Genomic DNA, 16,760 nt, shown 5'->3' with positions numbered 1-16,760 from the left:
CCCCCCCCCCCCCCCCCCAATCCCACAATTCTCCGCACACCACCAAAAGAAAGTGAACCAAGCAATGCGAATGATTGGTAAAGCAGGAAAGGCAGCAGCAATCGCTGCTATTGCGGCACTGGCGCTGACGGCCTGCGGCCGTTCCGACACCGGCACCACCAGCGGTTCCTCCACCGGAGGCGAAGCATTCCCGAAGGGCTCCTCGATCGGCGTCGCACTCCCGCAGAAGACCTCCGAAAACTGGGTCCTGGCCGAACAGCTGTTCAACGACGGCCTGACGGCGGCCGGCTACAAGCCGGACGTGCAGTTCGCCAACGGCGGCGTCTCGGAGCAGCAGAACCAGATCAGCGCCATGATCACCAAGGGCGACAAGGTCATCATCGTCGGCGCCATCGACGGTGCACAGCTGGGCACCCAGCTCCAGCAGGCCAAGGACGCCGGCGCAACGATCATCGCGTACGACCGCCTGCTGCTGAACACCCCGAACGTGGACTACTACGTGGCTTACGACAACTTCAAGGTCGGTGAACTCCAGGGCAAGGCGCTGCTGGACGGCATGAAGGCCAAGAAGCCGGAAGGCCCGTACAACATCGAGCTCTTCGCAGGTTCCCCTGATGACGCCAACGCGAAGGTCTTCTTCGACGGCGCCATGAGCGTCCTGAAGCCGAAGATCGACGACGGCACCCTCAAGGTCCTCTCCGGCCAGACGACCTTCGAGCAGGCCGTGACCCAGGGCTGGAAGGCAGAGAACGCCCAGAAGCGCATGGACACCCTGCTCGCCGGAACCTATGGCACCGCCCCGCTTGATGGCGTGCTGTCCCCGAACGACACCCTGGCCCGCGCGATCATCACCTCCGTCAAGGCCGCCGGCAAGCCGATCCCGGTTGTCACCGGCCAGGACTCCGAGGTTGAGTCGGTCAAGTCCATCATGGCGGGCGAGCAGTACTCCACCATCAACAAGGACACCCGCGCGCTCGTTGAGCACTCGATCGTCATGGTCAACGACATTCAGGCAGGCAAGACGCCCGAGATCAACGACGACAAGTCCTACAACAACACGGCCAAGGTTGTTCCCGCCTACCTGCTGGAGCCGGTCATCGTGACCAAGGACAACGTCCACACGGCATACGAGAACGATCCGGTACTCGGCCCGATCACCAAGCAGTAGTTCCTTATCTAGGCGCTCCCTTCACAGGCCGCGCCAGACAACAGAGCCCCGGCTCCCCCGCAAGGGAGGGCCGGGGCTTTTGCGTTGGCCGTGATGCACCGGCTGGCCCTTGGCGGTGACCTTGCCTGCGGCAAACGGCTTCACAGCGCAGACATAGCTTCACGGGGAGGTTCGCACAGCGGCCCGTACCACTGTGGGACCAGCGCCGGGCATCGGGTCCGGCAGGAGACACCCAAGAAACACCCAAGAAAAATTAGGAGTACCGTGAGCGTTCTTGCCCGGAGTGTAGGCAACGCCTTTCGAAACAAGGTCAGGACCGCCGCAGTCGTGGCGGTGCTGGCCGTAGCCATCGGGCTCGCCCTGGCCATGCTCGTGGCCAACCAGGCCGTCACCGGCAAGGTTGCCGAGCTGAACGCCTCGGTGGGCACGGTCCTGACCGTGAACCCGGCCGGCGGCCAGGGGTTCGAGGGCGGCGGCGAACCGCTGACGTCCGCCCAGGCAGCCACAGCGGCGGCTGTCCCCAACGTCAGCAGCGTGGTCGGCACCAAGGCGCTGCGCCTGCGCAACGCCGCTGACATCGCCGCAGAAGCCGCGTCCGGACGGACAGGCCAAGGCGGGCCCGGCGGGCAGTCGGCCACGTCCGTCACCACGAGCCTCACGGCCGCCGTCGACGCCGGCACGCTCGGCAACCGTAACCAAGCTGGCACCGGCGCCTCCGGCACGACCGGCAGCACCACGCAGGCCGCGCCGGCGTTCTCCCTGCCGATCACGGCAACGGGCATCGGCGCCGAGGTGGACTCCACCGGCAAGGCCCTGCAGCTGACGCAGGGCACCGGCCTGGGCAACTACACTGCCGCATCCACCGGCGCCCTGCTGGGCACCACCCTGGCCACGAAGAACGGCCTCAGCGTGGGTTCGACGTTCACCATCGGAGACCAGAGCTTCACCGTCCAGGGACTGTTCGACTCCGGGACCGCGTTCGGCAACAACGCGCTCTACGTGACGCTGCCGACCGCCCAGACCCTCGCAGCGCTGCCAGACGAGCTCTCCACCATGATCGTCACGGTCAACAGCATGGAAAACGTCGACGCCGCCAAGACCGCCCTGCAGGCGGCGCTCGGCTCCGACAAAGCCGACGTCACCCAGGGCCAGCGGAACCTTGAAACCGCCGTCAGCTCGCTGGACAGCGTCAAGAACATTTCCTTCATCGCCTTCGTCGCCGCCCTTGGCACCGCCGGCCTGATCATCCTCCTGATCATGGTCATGCTGGTCCGCGAACGCCGCCGCGAGATCGGTGTCCTGAAGGCCATCGGCGCCCCTAACCGCACCATCGGCCTGCAGTTTGTGCTGGAGGCCCTCGTGCTGGTGGCCCTGGGCAGCGTGGTGGGCGCCGCCGTCGCCTCCCTTGCCAGCGGCGGCATCGCCAGTGCCCTCATCAGCTCGAGCAGCAGCACGGGCGCGGCGACCGGCCAGCGCGGCGGCGCTGGCGGCTTTCCCGGAGGCGGGTTCCCGGGCGGACCGCTGGGCGGGGCCGGCCAGCTGCTGACCTCCGTGACGGCGAGCGCCTCCCCCGGCGTCATTGCCGCGGGCATCGCCGCAGTATTCGGCGTCGCCATCATCGGCGCGCTCGTCCCGGCCCTGCTCACGGCCCGCATCCGTCCCATCGAAGTCCTCCGAGGAGAATAGCCATGATCGAAGTCAAGAACCTGGTCCGCACGTTCAAGTCCGGCGACCGGACCATCAAGCCGGTCAACGATGTCAGCTTCGAGCTCGAGCAGGGCACCCTGGCCTCGATCGTGGGCAAGAGCGGCAGCGGCAAGAGCACCCTGCTCTCCTTGCTCGGGGCGCTGGACAAGCCCACCAGCGGCGATGTGGTGGTCAACGGCGTGAGCCTGGCCAGCATGCCGGACGGGAAGCTGACCAACTACCGGCGCCGGGACATCGGCTTCGTGTTCCAGCAGTTCAACCTGATCCCGAACCTCTCGGCCGTGGACAACGTGATGCTGCCGATGGAATTCGCCGGCGTACGCAAGGCCGCACGGGCCGAGCGGGCCCGGCAGCTGCTCGAACAGGCCCAGCTCGATCCGGACAAGCACGGGCGGCGCATCAACCGGCTCTCCGGCGGCGAGCAGCAGCGGGTGGCGATCGCCCGGGCGCTGGCGAACGAACCGAAGCTGATCCTGGCCGATGAACCCACCGGCAACCTGGACGAGCAGACCGGAGAGCACATCATCGAGCTGCTCAGCACGCTCAGCCGGGACCACAACACCACCATCCTGGTGGTCACCCACGACCGCGCCCTGGCCAACAAGACGGACCGGCGCTTCCGGCTCCAGCAGGGCCGGCTCACGGAGGAAACGGCCCGGACCCGTGCGACGGCGGCCCTGACCAGCTGAGGTCCGGCTGAAGTCGGAGCTGCGGGCAGGCCTTGGGGGCCCGCCCGCGGCTCCGGCGTCGAGCCGCATGAGCTGAACTTCCCAAACTTAACCTCCCGCGTTGAACCTCCGCCATGCCAGGGCCGTCGACGCCGCGGCCTGTCCGCCTCCGGGTGAGAAGATGGCACCATGTCTGCCCTCATCGCGAAGCCGTGGCTGTTCAGCCAGCCGGACCAGGATCCCCGCACAGCCACCGGTGCCAGGTTGCGCTGGGGGGTGATCGCCACCGGCGGGATCGCCGCTTCGGTCACCCGCGACCTTGCGCTGCTGGCGGATGCGGAACTGTACGCCGTCAGCTCCCGCACCCAGGCGGCCGCGGAGGCGTTCGCGGCCGACTACGGCTTTGTCCGCGCCTACGGTGACCAGGACGGCGCGAGTGGTTATGCCCGCCTGCTTGCCGATGACGCCGTCGACGTCGTCTACGTCGCCACCCCGCACGCCCACCATCACAAAATGGCCCTCGCCGCCCTCAGCGCCGGCAAGCACGTGCTCTGCGAGAAGGCCCTCACGATCAACGCCCGGGAAGCAGCCGAGTTGATCGCTGCGGCCCGGACCAACGGATTGTTCCTGATGGAGGCGGTGTGGAGCCGGTTCCTGCCCAGCATGCAGCGGGCATTCGAGATCGCTGCCTCGGGCGAGATCGGCGAGGTGAAATGGGTCGCCGCCGACCTCGGCTTTCCGGCGCCGTACTCGCCCGGTTCCCGGCTTTGGGCACCCACGGACGGTGGCGGCGCCCTGCTGGACATGACGGTCTATCCCCTGCTCTGGGCGCTCGGCACCCTGGGGTTCCCGCAAACGGTCAGCGCCACCGGCTGGCTGAACGACGACGGCGTGGACGCCCAGAATGCGTTGACGCTCGGTTACCACCACGGTGCCCAGGCCCAACTGACCTCGTCATTGATGGCCTACGGACCCCGCACGGCCACTGTCGCCGGCAGCAAGGGCTACCTCCAAAGCCCGGGCTCGATCAACAACCCGAAGGAACTGCTGGTCCGGATCGGCTTCGAGGAGCCCCGGACGGAGCAGTTCACCGTGGTGGGACGTGGCTACACTTACGAGCTCCGCGAGGTCACCCGGTGCATCCAGCAGGGGCTCACCGAGAGCCCGGTGATGCCGCTGGAGGACTCCCTGAACACCATGCGGCTTTTCGACGGCGTACGCGCGCAACTCGGCGTGAGCTACCCCAACGACGCCCACTAACGGCTCCCACTTTGCACGCCCCCGGGCAACGAACCGGGCGCATCCCAAGTGTCTCGGTATGCCTACAGTTTCGGTTCCGCTCTGGACTCTCCTGTTGGGGCCGACTTACCCTGTAGGCAATTGTCCAGTCTTCCGGGAGCGGGGGTGCACGCATGGATCCAGCAGCTGCGGCCTCCCGCGCGGGCCGGACCCTCCGCCCCTTGCGCCGCGTGCTCCTGGCTGCCGTTGCCGGCGCCGCGTGGCTGACACTGACCTGCACGGCCGCACAAGCGGACGATGCCTGCGCGTTCTTCGGGACGGCCGACGACGCCGGTGAGAGCGCGGCCGCCGTCTCCTGTACGGACGCCGACGACCTCCCTGTCCCCTCCCTCGACGGCGTGGTCTCCGTGGACATCGCTGCGGTCCCGGCGGGCACCTGGGCGGCGGGCGCCGTTCCGGGGCCGGGAGTAGCGGCCGCGGACGTCGCTTCTGCCAACCCGGGCGGGCCAGCGGGCACCGACGCTGCCCCTGCGGATCCGGACTCGCCGCCGGCCGCCCCTGGGCAGACGGCACCGGACCCTGCGGTCCCTGACCCGGCGGTCCCTGACCCTTCGAACCCTGACCCTTCGCTCCCTGAACCGGCCGTCACCCCGCCGGCCACCGGGCCCGTGGTGGACCCCGCGGTTCCGGTTCCCGGCGATGTTCCGCCGGTCGTGGACCCCGCGGTTCCGGTTCCCGGCGATGTTCCGCCGGTCGTGGACCCCGCGGTTCCGTTTCCCGGCGTTGATCCGCCGGTCGTGGACCCCGCCCTTCCGGTTCCCGATCCGGCCGATCCGCTCCCTGGCGACCCGGTGGCCGGGCCTCCGAGCGACGTCCCGGGCGACGTCCCAGCGGCATCGCCGGGGACGCCGGCCGCCGTCGACGGCGCATCGTCACCGGCGGCCCCCGCAAAGGCAACCGCCGCCAAGGCAGCACCACCTGAACCGCCGGTGCCTGCCCGCACCGGCACCGAGGCGGCCCGTCCCGTCCCGGCATATCCTTCCCCGGGTGCCACGGTTGCCTATCCCGCCTTGCTGATCCCTGAACCCCGCGGCGCGGCACCTGTCCGGTCCGGCGCTGCCCCGCCGGCCGAGCCCCCTGCCGGGACCGGTGAACCTCCGGTTCCCTCCGGCAACCCGGGTCCAAGCCCATTGCATGGCGGCACGGGCCTGCCCGCGCCTGACGCACTCCCGCCGGCTCCGGGCTCGGGGTCCGGCAGCGGGCACTCCGGCGGCGGGCCTGCCGGGACGGCTGCGTGGATGCCCAGCCCGGTCTTCTATCTGCCCACCATCGGGGCCGACCCCATCGGCGGTCCGCTCCAGCACGAGTACGCAGCCGTTAGCGCTGATCCCGGTTCTTCTCCTGACTAGTCGGGCCGTCTCTGTCTCCACAGAGCACGGCCCGTCGGGCTGCCTTTGCCGCCCGACAACAGTCACCCAGGAGAATCCCCCATGGACACGACCGTCCCCCGCCGGGTTTCCGGCACCCCATTTCCCGCCGGCCTGACCCCCCCGCCGCCGCGGGGCCGTGGGGCCCGCGGGGGGACCCAACGGCACGCTCCGGCGGAAGGACGCCTGCGGAGAGCGGCCTGCCTGGCAATGCGCTTCATTGCCGGGACCGGCGCGTCTGCCGCAGCCGTGCTGAACGAAAGCAGATGCTAATTACCCTTATCATTCTTTAGGTGCGCCGTTGGTGCGCACACGGAAGATACGGGGACATCGTGAACAGTTCGCCCAACAGCATCACGGCGGAGCCCTTGGGCGGCCGCTATCAGCTGGGGGAGGTGATAGGCCGGGGCGGCATGGCGTCGGTCTACACGGCCAAGGACCTGACCCTTGGCCGGGACGTGGCCCTGAAACTCTTCGCACCGCAATCGGCCGATCCCGACGAGCTTCGCCGCCAGGAAGCAGAGATCGAACTGCTGGCGACCCTGAACCATCCAAGCCTGGTGACGCTGTTCGACGCCGGGACGGACACCCGGATTCCCGAAGAGCCCAGGCCCTTCCTGACCATGGAGCTCGTGGACGGCCAGGATCTGCGGACCCGGATCCGCCACAGCCCCCTGCCGCTGGACGAGTTGGCCGTGGTCGGCGCCGGAATCGCCGACGCCCTCGCCTACGTCCACGGCCTCGGCATCGTCCACCGGGACATCAAGCCCGCCAACATCCTCCTGGTGCCCGTCCGGCCGGGCGAGCCGCTCCGGCCCAAACTCACAGACTTCGGCATCGCCCGGATCATCGACGGGACCCGGCTGACGGCCACGGGAACCATGGTGGGAACCGCCGCCTATCTCAGTCCGGAACAGGCCCGCGGCGCCGACCTCGGTCCGGCGAGTGACATCTACTCCCTGGGCCTGGTCCTGCTCGAATGCCTCAAGGGCGAGGTGGAGTACCCGGGCAGCGCCGTCGAATCCGCCGTGGCCCGCCTGCACCGCGCCCCCATCATTCCGGACACCGTGCCCGAGGAGTGGGCCCGGCTGATCCAGGCCATGACCGTCCTGGACCCCTTGGACCGCCCCGCGGCCGCCGACCTCGAGGCAGCCTTTCGGATGGCCCTCGTTTCTCCCGGATCGCTGCCCGGGCCCGTCAAAGCGGAACCCACCCGGGTCCTCCCGGCCCCGCCGCCAAGGCGGCCCCGCCCGCCCCGGCCCGGAGGCGCGGCGGCTGCGGCGTCGGGAACTCGCCCCCTGGACTTGCTGGACCCGGATGCCCTGCCGCTGCGGCCGCGCCGCCGCCGCTCCCTGTCACGTGGGGCCAGATGGTTCCTCCGAGCCCGGCCCCGCACCCGCGTCGCCGTGCTGCTCGCCATGCTGGCAGTTCTTGCCGTCGGGGCAACGATCGCGGTCGCCCTGTCCGCCCCCGCGGCGCCCGACGTCGTCCCCTACCCCACCGTCACCGGACCGCTCGGCGATCACCTGAGGGAACTGCAGAAGGGCGTGGAACCATGAGCCGTTCGCGAAACGCCGGGCAGCACCGCAGCGGCACCAGGCACCGGATACCCGCCAGCCTCCTCGCAGGACTACTGGCGGCCGGGACACTGGCCGGCTGCGGCTCCCCCGCCCCCGAACTGGGCCCCAGCGCGGCAAGGCAGCTGCAATCCCACGTCCTCGCTGTCAGCGAGGCCGCAGCCGCCAACGACCCCGCCGCTTCCCTGCAGCACCTTGACGAGCTGCTGACCCGCCTGGATGCCCTCGCCGCGAGCGGCGAGGTGTCCTTCAGACGCCACCAGAGCATCAAGTCATCGATTGATGCCGTCCGGGCGGATCTTGCCGCGCAGCAGGCGGCCGAGACAGCCCGAAAGGCGGCGGAAAAGGCCGCGGCTGAAAAGGCGGCGGTTGAAAAAGCGGCGGCTGAACAGGCAGCCGCCGCTCAGGCGGCAGCCCAGGCGGCGGCTGCCGCGCGGACGGCCCCGGCCGCGGTCGCCCCGGCGCCGGGCCCGGCCCCGGCCAAATCCGCCACCGGGAAATCGAAGCAGAAGGGGAACGGCAAGGGCTGATCCCGCAGCCCTTCCGGCCGCTCGCCGCGCCCGCCCGACCGCCTTCCGCCGTCCTGCAACTACGCGAGCTCCGGAATCCCGGGCGGGCAGCAGAACGCCCCGCCTCCCCTTCGGGAGACGGGGCGTTTTGCGTGGCGACCGGCCGGGTATTGCCAAAGAACCGGCTGCGCGCTGCGGCTGGGCCTACTTGGTCAGCGTTGCAAGCACTTCGCTGAACTTCGTCGAGGGGCGCATGACCGCTGCGACCTTGGCCGCGTCCGGCCGGTAGTAACCGCCGAGGTCCACTGGGGAACCCTGCACGGCCAGGAGTTCGCCGGTGATGGTGTCCTCGTTGGAGTTCAGGGCGTCAGAAACGGCGGCGAAGGCCGCAGCGAGCTCGGCGTCGTCATTCTGACGGGCCAGTTCCTGGGCCCAGAACTTGGCCAGGTAGAAGTGGCTGCCGCGGTTGTCCAGCTCGCCGGCCTTGCGCTTCGGGGACTTGTCCTCGAGCAGGAACGTGCCGGTGGCGCGGTCCAGGGTGTCGGCCAGGACCTGGGCGCGGGCATTGCCGGTGCTGGTGGCGAGGTGCTCGAAGCTGACGGCCAGGGCGAGGAATTCGCCCAGGCTGTCCCAGCGCAGGTGGTTTTCCTTCAGCAGCTGCTGGACGTGCTTCGGGGCGGATCCGCCGGCGCCGGTCTCGAACAGGCCGCCGCCGTTGATCAGCGGCACCACGGAAAGCATCTTGGCGCTGGTGCCCAGTTCCAGGATCGGGAAGAGGTCCGTGAGGTAGTCGCGGAGCACGTTGCCGGTCACCGAGATGGTGTCCTCGCCCTTGCGGAGGCGTTCCACCGTGAAGGCCGTGGCCTCGTCCGGGGACATGATGGCGATTTCCAGGCCCTCGGTGTCGTGGCCCTTGAGGTATTCCTCCACCTTGGCGATCATCCGGGCGTCGTGCGCGCGGCCCTTGTCCAGCCAGAACACGGCGGGCGTGGCGGAGGCGCGGGCCCGGGTGACGGCCAGCTTCACCCAGTCGCGGATCGGCACGTCCTTGGTCTGGCAGGCGCGCCAGATGTCGCCCGGGGCCACCTTGTGCTCGATCAGCACGGTGCCGGCGTCGTCGACGATCTGGACGGTACCGGCGGACTGGATTTCGAACGTCTTGTCGTGGCTGCCGTATTCCTCGGCGGCCTGGGCCATGAGGCCGACGTTCGGGACGGTGCCCATGGTGGTGGGATCGAAGGCTCCGTGCGCGCGGCAGTCGTCAACCACAACCTGGTAGATGCCGGCGTAGCTGCTGTCCGGGAGGACGGCGAGCGTATCGGCTTCCTGGCCGTCGCGGCCCCACATGTGGCCCGAGCTGCGGATCATGGCCGGCATCGAGGCGTCGACAATGACGTCGGAGGGCACGTGCAGGTTGGTGATGCCCTTGTCGGAATCGACCATCGCAAGTTCGGGGCCCTCGTTGAGGCCCTTTTCGATGGCTGCCTGGACGTCGCCCCGGATCTCCTCCGGCAGGTCGTCGAGGCCGTTGAGGATGGAGGCAAGGCCGTTGTTGGGGCTCAGGCCGGCGGCGGCGATCTGCTCGCCGTAGGTGGCGAAGAGGTCCGCGAAGTAGGCCTTGACGACGTGGCCGAAGATGATGGGGTCCGAGACCTTCATCATGGTGGCCTTGAGGTGGGCCGAGAACAGCACGCCCTCGTTCTTGGCCCGGACAACCTGGGCGGCGAGGAACGCATCCAGGGCCGCGGCGCGCATCACGGTGCCGTCGATGACCTCACCGGCCAGGACCGGGAAGGCACGCTTGAGGACCTTGACGGTGCCGTCTTCCTTGACAAGCTGGATCTTGATGTTGGTGTCGGCCTCGATCACCACGGACAGCTCGTTCGAGCGGAAGTCGTCGGCCTCCATGTGGGCCACGTTGGTCTTGGACTCCGGCGTCCAGGCGCCCATGCTGTGCGGGTTCTGGCGGGCGTAGTTCTTGACCGAGAGCGGGGCGCGGCGGTCCGAGTTGCCTTCGCGCAGGACCGGGTTCACGGCGGAGCCCTTGATCTTGTCGTAGCGGGACCGGATGTCCGTTTCCTCGTCCGAGGAGGGGTTGTCCGGGTAGTCCGGCAGCGCGTAGCCGTGGCCCTGGAGTTCGGCGATGGCGGCCTTCAGCTGGGGCACGGAGGCGCTGATGTTGGGCAGCTTGATGATGTTGGCTTCGGGCGTCTTGGCGAGGGCACCAAGCTCGGACAGGGCGTCGCTGACCCGCTGCTCTTCGGTGAGGTAGTCGCCGAACACGGCGATGATGCGGCCGGCCAGCGAGATGTCGCGGGTCTCCACTTCCACACCGGCCGTCGAGGCGAACGCCTCAATGATCGGCAAGAACGAATAGGTGGCCAGCATCGGCGCTTCGTCGGTGTGGGTATAGATAATCTTTGCCATTGCGCGGGCGTCTCCCTGAAGGTCTGGGTATTTCCGGAATCTTGTGTTATCTCAACACCCCTAACTTACCCGAGGTGCCCCCGTTGACGCCTACCTGCGTCGTGCGCGGACGGAAGAGTGACACCCCAACACGGCATAACAAAAATTGACAAGTGACTTTACAGGTTAGTCAATTTGCCGTAGTTTCGTTCCATCCAGCGGCCGCCAACAGCGGCCGCCCCGCTTTTCCACCGGTTAGGACACCCATGAGAACACCCAAGACTCTGGCCACCAGCCTGCTGACTCTTTCGGCCGCCGCGCTGCTGGCCCTGAGTGCCGCGGGGGCGGCCACGGCTTCCCCCGCACCGGCCAAGGCACCGGTCTCCTCCTCCGATGTCGCCAGCCACACCGTCACCGAGACGGGCGCGGCCGACTACTGGACCGCGGAACGCATGCGCAGCGCCGTCCCCGGCGACGTCCTGGCCGACAGGGCCATGAAGCGCAATGGCCAGGCCGCCGCGGCCAGTGGCCCGGCGGAAACCGGCGCCCCCAGCAAGGTCGAGGCCGCGGCTCCCAAGCTGCAGTCCCAGACGCTCCAGACGAAGGCCAATGCGAGCGAGACCCCCGTCCCGCACATCGGCAAGGTCTTCTTCACTCTCGGCGGGACAAACTATGTCTGCTCCGGCAACTCGGTCTCTTCCGGCAACAAGAGCACGGTCTCCACGGCCGGGCACTGCGTGAATGAGGGCCCGGGCGCCTTCGCCACCAAGTTCACGTTCGTCCCGGCGTACCTGAACGGCGCCGCCCCCTACGGCAAGTGGACGGCCAAGGCCCTCTACGCCCCCACCCAGTGGAGCTCCTCGGGCGACATGACCTATGACACCGGCTTCGCCGTCATGTCCACGCTCAACGGCCAGTACCTGAGCGATGTCGTCGGCGGCTCCGGGCTGCAGTTCAACACCGCCCGCGGCCTGACCTACAAGTCCTACGGCTACCCCGCCGCGGCGCCCTTCAACGGTGAATCCCTCAAGAGCTGCTCCGGCACCGCCACCAACGATCCCTACAACCCGCAGTTCAACACCCAGGGGATCCCCTGCAACATGACCGGCGGGTCCTCGGGCGGTCCGTGGTTCATCGGCACCAGCGCCTCCGGCTACCAGAACTCGATCAACAGCTACGGCTACGGCAGCAACTCCACCAAGATGTACGGCCCGTACTGGGGCAGCGTGATCCAGCAGGCCTACACCACGGCGGCCGCTTCCTAACCTGAGGGCACGGGCTCCGTCCGCGGGGCCCGTGCAGCCAGGCTTATCTACCCTGGCAACCCTGTTTACCCTGTTTACCCCGGCGCGGGGTCACTTGCGGCCCATCTTCAGCAGTGAGGAGGACGCAGTGGCCCCGCGCCGGTTTTAATCTGCGACGGCGGACCGCCCCCCGCCGCTGGACATGCCCTCCGCTGACACCAAGGCCCGGACATATACCCCCTATGTCCGGGCCTTGCCATGAGGAATGGACATGTCCTCCCGGGCGGGACTTCTGTGCTCGGCAAAGTGTGGGCATGTCCCACGCTTGGCCCTCGGCGCCCCGGAAAGAATGAGCATGTCCCACGCTTGGCTCTGGCAGCTCCGAAGCTCACGGGACATGTCCTCCCCACACCCAGAAGCCTGGACATATCCTCCATATGCCCACTCCTTGCCGCGGAAAATGAGCATGTTCCGCGGAAAGAATGAGCATGCCCCACGCTTGGCCCTCTGCGCCGCGGAAAGAATGAGCATGTCCCGCGGACCGGCTGCCAACCCACTCGATGGCACAAAAAATGGACATGTCCCCGGAAAGGGAGGGCATGTCCATTTTTTGTCCGAGTCTCCTGCTCGCGGACCGCAGCCCGGGTGGCAGAGACCTAGTGGAAGAAGTGGCGGGCTCCGGTGAAGTACATGGTGATGCCGGCGGCGTTGGCCGCGGCGATGACTTCCTCGTCCCGGACGGAGCCGCCGGGCTGGACGACGGCGCGCACGCCGGCATCGACCAGGATCTGCAGTCCGTCGGCGAACGGGAAGAAGGCGTCGGAGGCCGCCACCGCGCCGCGGGCACGCTCGGGTGCGTCGGTCGCGACGGCGCCGGAGGCACCGCCGGCGGCGTCGACGTCGGACTCCACCGTGACGCCGAGGGTGTTGGCGCGCTCGACCGCGAGCTTGCAGGAATCGAGCCGGTTGACCTGGCCCATGCCGATGCCGACGGCGGCACCGTTGTCCGCGAGCAGGATGGCGTTGGACTTCGCCGCGCGGCACGCGGTCCAGGCGAACGCCAGGTCGGCCAGCGTGGCGGCGTCAGCAGCGTCGCCCGCGGCAAGCGTCCAGTTCGCGGGGGTGTCGCCGTCGGCGTCGACCTTGTCCGTCGCCTGCACCAGCATGCCGCCGGAGACCTGGCGGAACTCGGTCGGGTAGCGGCCGTATCCGTCCGGGAGGGCCAGGAGGCGGATGTTCTTCTTCTTGGACAGGATCTCCACGGCCTCGTCGTCGAAGCCCGGCGCGATGACGACCTCCGTGAAGATGCCGGCGACGGTCCGTGCCATTCCGGCAGTGACCGTGCGATTCGCGGCGATGACGCCGCCGAACGCGGACACGGGATCGCAGGCGTGGGCCTTGGCGTGGGCGTCGGCGATCGGGTCAGCCGCGGACGCGGAACCGACGGCCACCCCGCACGGGTTGGCGTGCTTGATGATGGCGACGGCGGGTTCGGCGAAGTCGAAGGCTGCGCGCAGGGCGGCGTCGGCGTCGACGAAGTTGTTGTAGCTCATGGCCTTGCCGTGCAGCTGGTCGGCCTGGGCGATGCCGGCCGGGGCGGCCTTGTCCACGTACAGTGCGGCCTGCTGGTGCGGGTTCTCGCCGTAGCGGAGCACCTCGGAGCGTTCCAGGGCCAGGCCGGCGTAGGCGGGCCAGTCGATCACGCCGTCGCCGTCCTCATCGCGGAACTGGCTGGCGGTCCAGGTGGCCACTGCGGTGTCGTAGGCCGCGGTGTGCGCGAACGCCTTGGCGGCGAGCCGGCGGCGGGCCTTCAGGTCAAAGCCGCCCGAGGCGGCTGCCTCCACCACGGCACCGTAGGATGCCGGGTCCACCACAATGGCGACGGCGGCGTGGTTCTTCGCGGCGGAGCGCACCATCGCGGGGCCCCCGATGTCGATCTGTTCGACGACGTCGTCCGGCGCGGCACCGGACTTTACGGTCTCCACGAAGGGGTAGAGGTTGACGACGACGAGATCGAACGGCTCGATTTCCATGTCCGCCAGGGTCTGCATGTGGGCCGGGACGCGGCGGTCCGCGAGGATGCCGCCGTGCACGCGCGGGTGCAGGGTCTTGACGCGGCCGTCCAGCATTTCCGGGGAGCCGGTGACTTCCTCGACTTCCTGCACGGGGATGCCCGCGGCGGCGATCTTCTTGGCCGTGGAGCCGGTGGAGACGATCTTGACGCCGGCGGTGTGCAGGCCTTGAGCGAGCTCCTCCAGACCGGTCTTGTCGTAGACCGAAATCAGTGCCCGGCGGATGGGAACTCGGTCGATGGATACACGGTCAAGCTGCGTGAAGCTCACAAAAGTCTCCGTCTTATATCGCGGCGCGGCCGCGGGTGGTGGGGATGCGGCCAGTTTATCGCGTCCCGGCGCCGGGCCCTCCCGCGCGCCGGAGTGTGAAGCAGGCGCGGGCCGCGGCCCGGGCCACGTAGAGTTTTCACAGGAGGCCAAGATGAACACGTACACCACTGTGCCCAGCGGCGAACAGGTGGTCCAGGAACTGCCGTGGCGGTGGAAGGTCCAAGGCCGGATCTTCCTGATCGGCGGATTGGGCTTCATGTTCGATGCCTGGGACGTCACCCTCAACGGCATCCTCATTCCGTTGCTGTCCAAGCACTGGTCGCTGAGCCCGGGCGATGCCGCCTGGATCGGCACGGCGAACCTCATTGGCATGGCCCTGGGCGCGTTTGTCTGGGGCACCATCGCGGACACGATCGGCCGCAAGAAGGCCTTCACCGCGACCCTGCTGATTTTCTCCATCTTCACCGTGCTCGGCGCCTTCTCCCCCGACTTCATGTGGTTCGTCGTTTTCCGGTTCCTGGCCGGGTTCGGCCTGGGCGGCTGCATCCCGGTGGACTATGCGCTGGTGGGCGAGTTCACCCCCCGCAAACAGCGCGGCCGGGTGCTCACCTCGATGGACGGCTGGTGGCCGATCGGCGCCGCCCTCTGCGGTTTTGTCTCCGCCGGGCTGGTCGCGGCCTTCGCGGACTGGCGGCTGACCATGCTGGTCATGGTGCTCCCGGCGCTGCTGGTGTTCTGGATCCGCCGCAGCGTGCCGGAATCCCCGCTGTTCCTGATCCGCAAGGGCCGCCGCGACGAGGCCGCCAAGGTGATCGACGGCCTGGTCCAGGCCACCGGCGCCGAGGCCCGCGTCTACAGCCTGCCCGCGCCGCAGGATGCACCACGCCTCTCGGCAGGGAGCGCGTGGACGCAGTTGCGCGCCCTCTGGCAGTTCAACTGGAAGATCACGACGGCGGCATGGGCCCTCTTCTTCAGCATCCTGCTGGTGTACTACCTGTCGCTGACGTGGATGCCGCGGATCCTGATCGGCGCCGGCTTCGCGGAGTACAAGGCCTTCCTGACCACGGCGTCGATGGCCGCCGTCGGACTCCTCGGCGTGGTGGTGGCCGCGCTGCTGGTGGAGCGGGTGGGCCGCAAATGGATCCTGGCCATCACCGGCCCGCTGTCCGCGCTGACGCTGGTGATCGTGGCGATCGTGGTGGACATCCCCACCGCCGCCGTGTTCTGGCTCCTGGTGTTCGGCTTCGTGGTGCAGGTGGCCATCCCGGTGCTCTATGCCTACGTCTCCGAGCTCTACCCCACAGAGCTGCGCGGTTCCGGCTTCGGCTGGGCCTCGACGTTCTCCCGGCTCGGCGCCGGGTTCGGTCCGCTGATCTTCGCGGCCTTCCTGTGGCCGGAGCTGGGGCTCGCGACGTCGTTCGCCCTGGCCGGCGGCCTCGTGCTGCTCTCCGTGCTGTGCCCCTCACCTGCGAGTGGTGAGGGGCGCCGTCGTCTGTGGTTCGATCAACCGCCTACTGGATACAGGTCACGGTAACCGAGAGAGCGTTCGCCTTGAGCTGGGTGACGGACCAGCCGGTGGGCTGACCCGATCCGCCCACGACCGGCTGGCTGGCCACGACCTGGTTGCCGTTGCTGCTGTTGATCGCGAAGCCGCCGCCGGTGGCGACGTGGCCGGCCGGGCAGCTGGCGACGACGGTGAGCGTTGAGCCGCTGGCCGACGCAACGCTCACACTGGTGGACGCTGCGGCACCGGTGGCACCCGTCTCGCCCTTGACCCCTGCAGGGCCGACCGGACCAATGGCGCCCGCGGGGCCGGTGGCACCGGTTGCGCCGGTGGCACCCGTCTTGCCCTGAAGGCCGGGCTCCCCGGCAGCACCCGTGGCACCGGTGTCACCCTTGTCACCGGCATCACCCTTCTCGCCTTGGACGCCTTGAGCGCCCGTCTCACCTGTCGCGCCTACGGCACCCGTTTCACCGGTGGCCCCGGTGGCACCCGTCTCGCCGGTGTCGCCCTTCTCGCCCTGGGCACCCGTTTCACCGGTGGCCCCCGCGGCACCGGTCTCGCCGGTGTCGCCCTTCTCGCCCTGGGCACCCGTTTCACCGGTGGCCCCCGCGGCACCGGTCTCGCCCGTGGCACCGGTGTCGCCCTTCAGTCCGGGCAGTCCCTGGATCCCCTGGGCACCGGTGAGGCCCTGGATGCCCTGGATGCCTTGGGCGTTCCAGGAGATTGCGGTTTCCTTCTTGGAATCGCACGAGGCGCCCGCGGGGAGTACCCGCAGCTCACCGCCGTTGTTGTTGTTGAAACACCCCTTGATTTCGCCACTTGCCGACGTTGGAGTGGCGGCGATGGCAGCAGAAACGGCGCCCGTTCCGAGAACGAGCGCCGCAGTGAGACACAGGACTTTTGGACTTGTCTTGGCAAGGCTGAATCGAGACACGAAGAACCCCCGGAGATGCGGCGAATGAATGAGAC

Annotated in this window: 12 protein-coding genes; 9 read left to right on the top strand and 3 right to left on the bottom strand. The window is 68.7% G+C overall.

The genetic code is table 11. From position 1 onward, the window contains the following. Nucleotides 1-64 precede the first annotated feature (64 nt). From AC1DXI_RS00995 to AC1DXI_RS00965, 7 genes are all read left to right on the top strand, one after another. The gene (locus AC1DXI_RS00995) at nt 65-1,168 is read left to right on the top strand and encodes a substrate-binding domain-containing protein (protein WP_476937074.1); all 1,104 of its coding nucleotides are present in this window, start codon (nt 65-67) and stop codon (nt 1,166-1,168) included. Nucleotides 1,169-1,432: 264 nt separating this feature from the next. Beyond that, nucleotides 1,433-2,854, top strand: a complete 1,422-nt coding sequence (locus AC1DXI_RS00990; RefSeq protein ID WP_476937073.1) for an ABC transporter permease — start codon at nt 1,433-1,435, stop codon at nt 2,852-2,854. A 2-nt stretch (nt 2,855-2,856) separates the two neighbouring features. Then, complete coding sequence (locus tag AC1DXI_RS00985) at nt 2,857-3,564, top strand: ABC transporter ATP-binding protein (protein ID WP_476937072.1); 708 nt, start codon at nt 2,857-2,859, stop codon at nt 3,562-3,564. 168 nt (nt 3,565-3,732) lie between these two features. Next, entirely contained in the window at nt 3,733-4,803 is a 1,071-nt protein-coding gene (locus tag AC1DXI_RS00980; RefSeq protein WP_476937071.1) for a Gfo/Idh/MocA family protein, read from the top strand. 152 nt (nt 4,804-4,955) lie between these two features. Then, nucleotides 4,956-6,191, top strand: a complete 1,236-nt coding sequence (locus AC1DXI_RS00975; RefSeq protein ID WP_476937070.1) for a hypothetical protein — start codon at nt 4,956-4,958, stop codon at nt 6,189-6,191. Between the two features lie 347 nt (nt 6,192-6,538). After that, nucleotides 6,539-7,768: a serine/threonine-protein kinase gene (locus AC1DXI_RS00970; RefSeq protein WP_476937358.1), complete on the top strand. Its 1,230-nt coding sequence runs from the start codon at nt 6,539-6,541 to the stop codon at nt 7,766-7,768. Further along, nucleotides 7,765-8,316, top strand: coding sequence for a mucin-associated surface protein (locus AC1DXI_RS00965; RefSeq protein WP_476937069.1), 552 nt, complete (start codon nt 7,765-7,767; stop codon nt 8,314-8,316). The genes AC1DXI_RS00970 and AC1DXI_RS00965 overlap by 4 nt, the downstream gene beginning before the upstream one ends. A 183-nt stretch (nt 8,317-8,499) precedes the next feature. Here the strand turns inward: AC1DXI_RS00965 and AC1DXI_RS00960 are convergent, their stop codons facing one another. Continuing rightward, nucleotides 8,500-10,722, bottom strand: a complete 2,223-nt coding sequence (locus AC1DXI_RS00960; protein ID WP_476937068.1) for an NADP-dependent isocitrate dehydrogenase — start codon at nt 10,720-10,722, stop codon at nt 8,500-8,502. A gap of 245 nt (nt 10,723-10,967) precedes the next feature. Between AC1DXI_RS00960 and AC1DXI_RS00955 the strand changes: the two genes are divergently transcribed. Further along, on the top strand, nt 10,968-11,966 hold the full coding sequence (locus tag AC1DXI_RS00955) for a trypsin-like serine peptidase (protein ID WP_476937067.1): 999 nt from the start codon (nt 10,968-10,970) through the stop codon (nt 11,964-11,966). 635 nt (nt 11,967-12,601) lie between these two features. On the opposite strand, the gene purH is transcribed toward AC1DXI_RS00955, so the two are convergent. Continuing rightward, nucleotides 12,602-14,287, bottom strand: coding sequence for a bifunctional phosphoribosylaminoimidazolecarboxamide formyltransferase/IMP cyclohydrolase (purH, locus tag AC1DXI_RS00950; protein WP_476937066.1), 1,686 nt, complete (start codon nt 14,285-14,287; stop codon nt 12,602-12,604). 151 nt (nt 14,288-14,438) lie between these two features. On the opposite strand from purH, the gene AC1DXI_RS00945 reads away from it, so the two are divergent. Next, a complete protein-coding gene (locus AC1DXI_RS00945; RefSeq protein WP_476937065.1) occupies nt 14,439-15,821 on the top strand; it encodes an MFS transporter in 1,383 nt (460 codons plus the stop codon). Here AC1DXI_RS00945 and AC1DXI_RS00940 read toward each other — a convergent pair. Continuing rightward, on the bottom strand, nt 15,799-16,725 hold the full coding sequence (locus AC1DXI_RS00940) for a hypothetical protein (protein ID WP_476937064.1): 927 nt from the start codon (nt 16,723-16,725) through the stop codon (nt 15,799-15,801). The two genes, AC1DXI_RS00945 and AC1DXI_RS00940, sit on opposite strands and share 23 nt — an antisense overlap. Nucleotides 16,726-16,760: the final 35 nt, after the last annotated feature.

Source organism: Arthrobacter sp. P1_H7 (assembly GCF_056405215.1).
The sequence above is the reverse complement of the archived record's forward strand: the minus strand, read 5'-3'. Positions and strand labels throughout refer to the sequence as shown.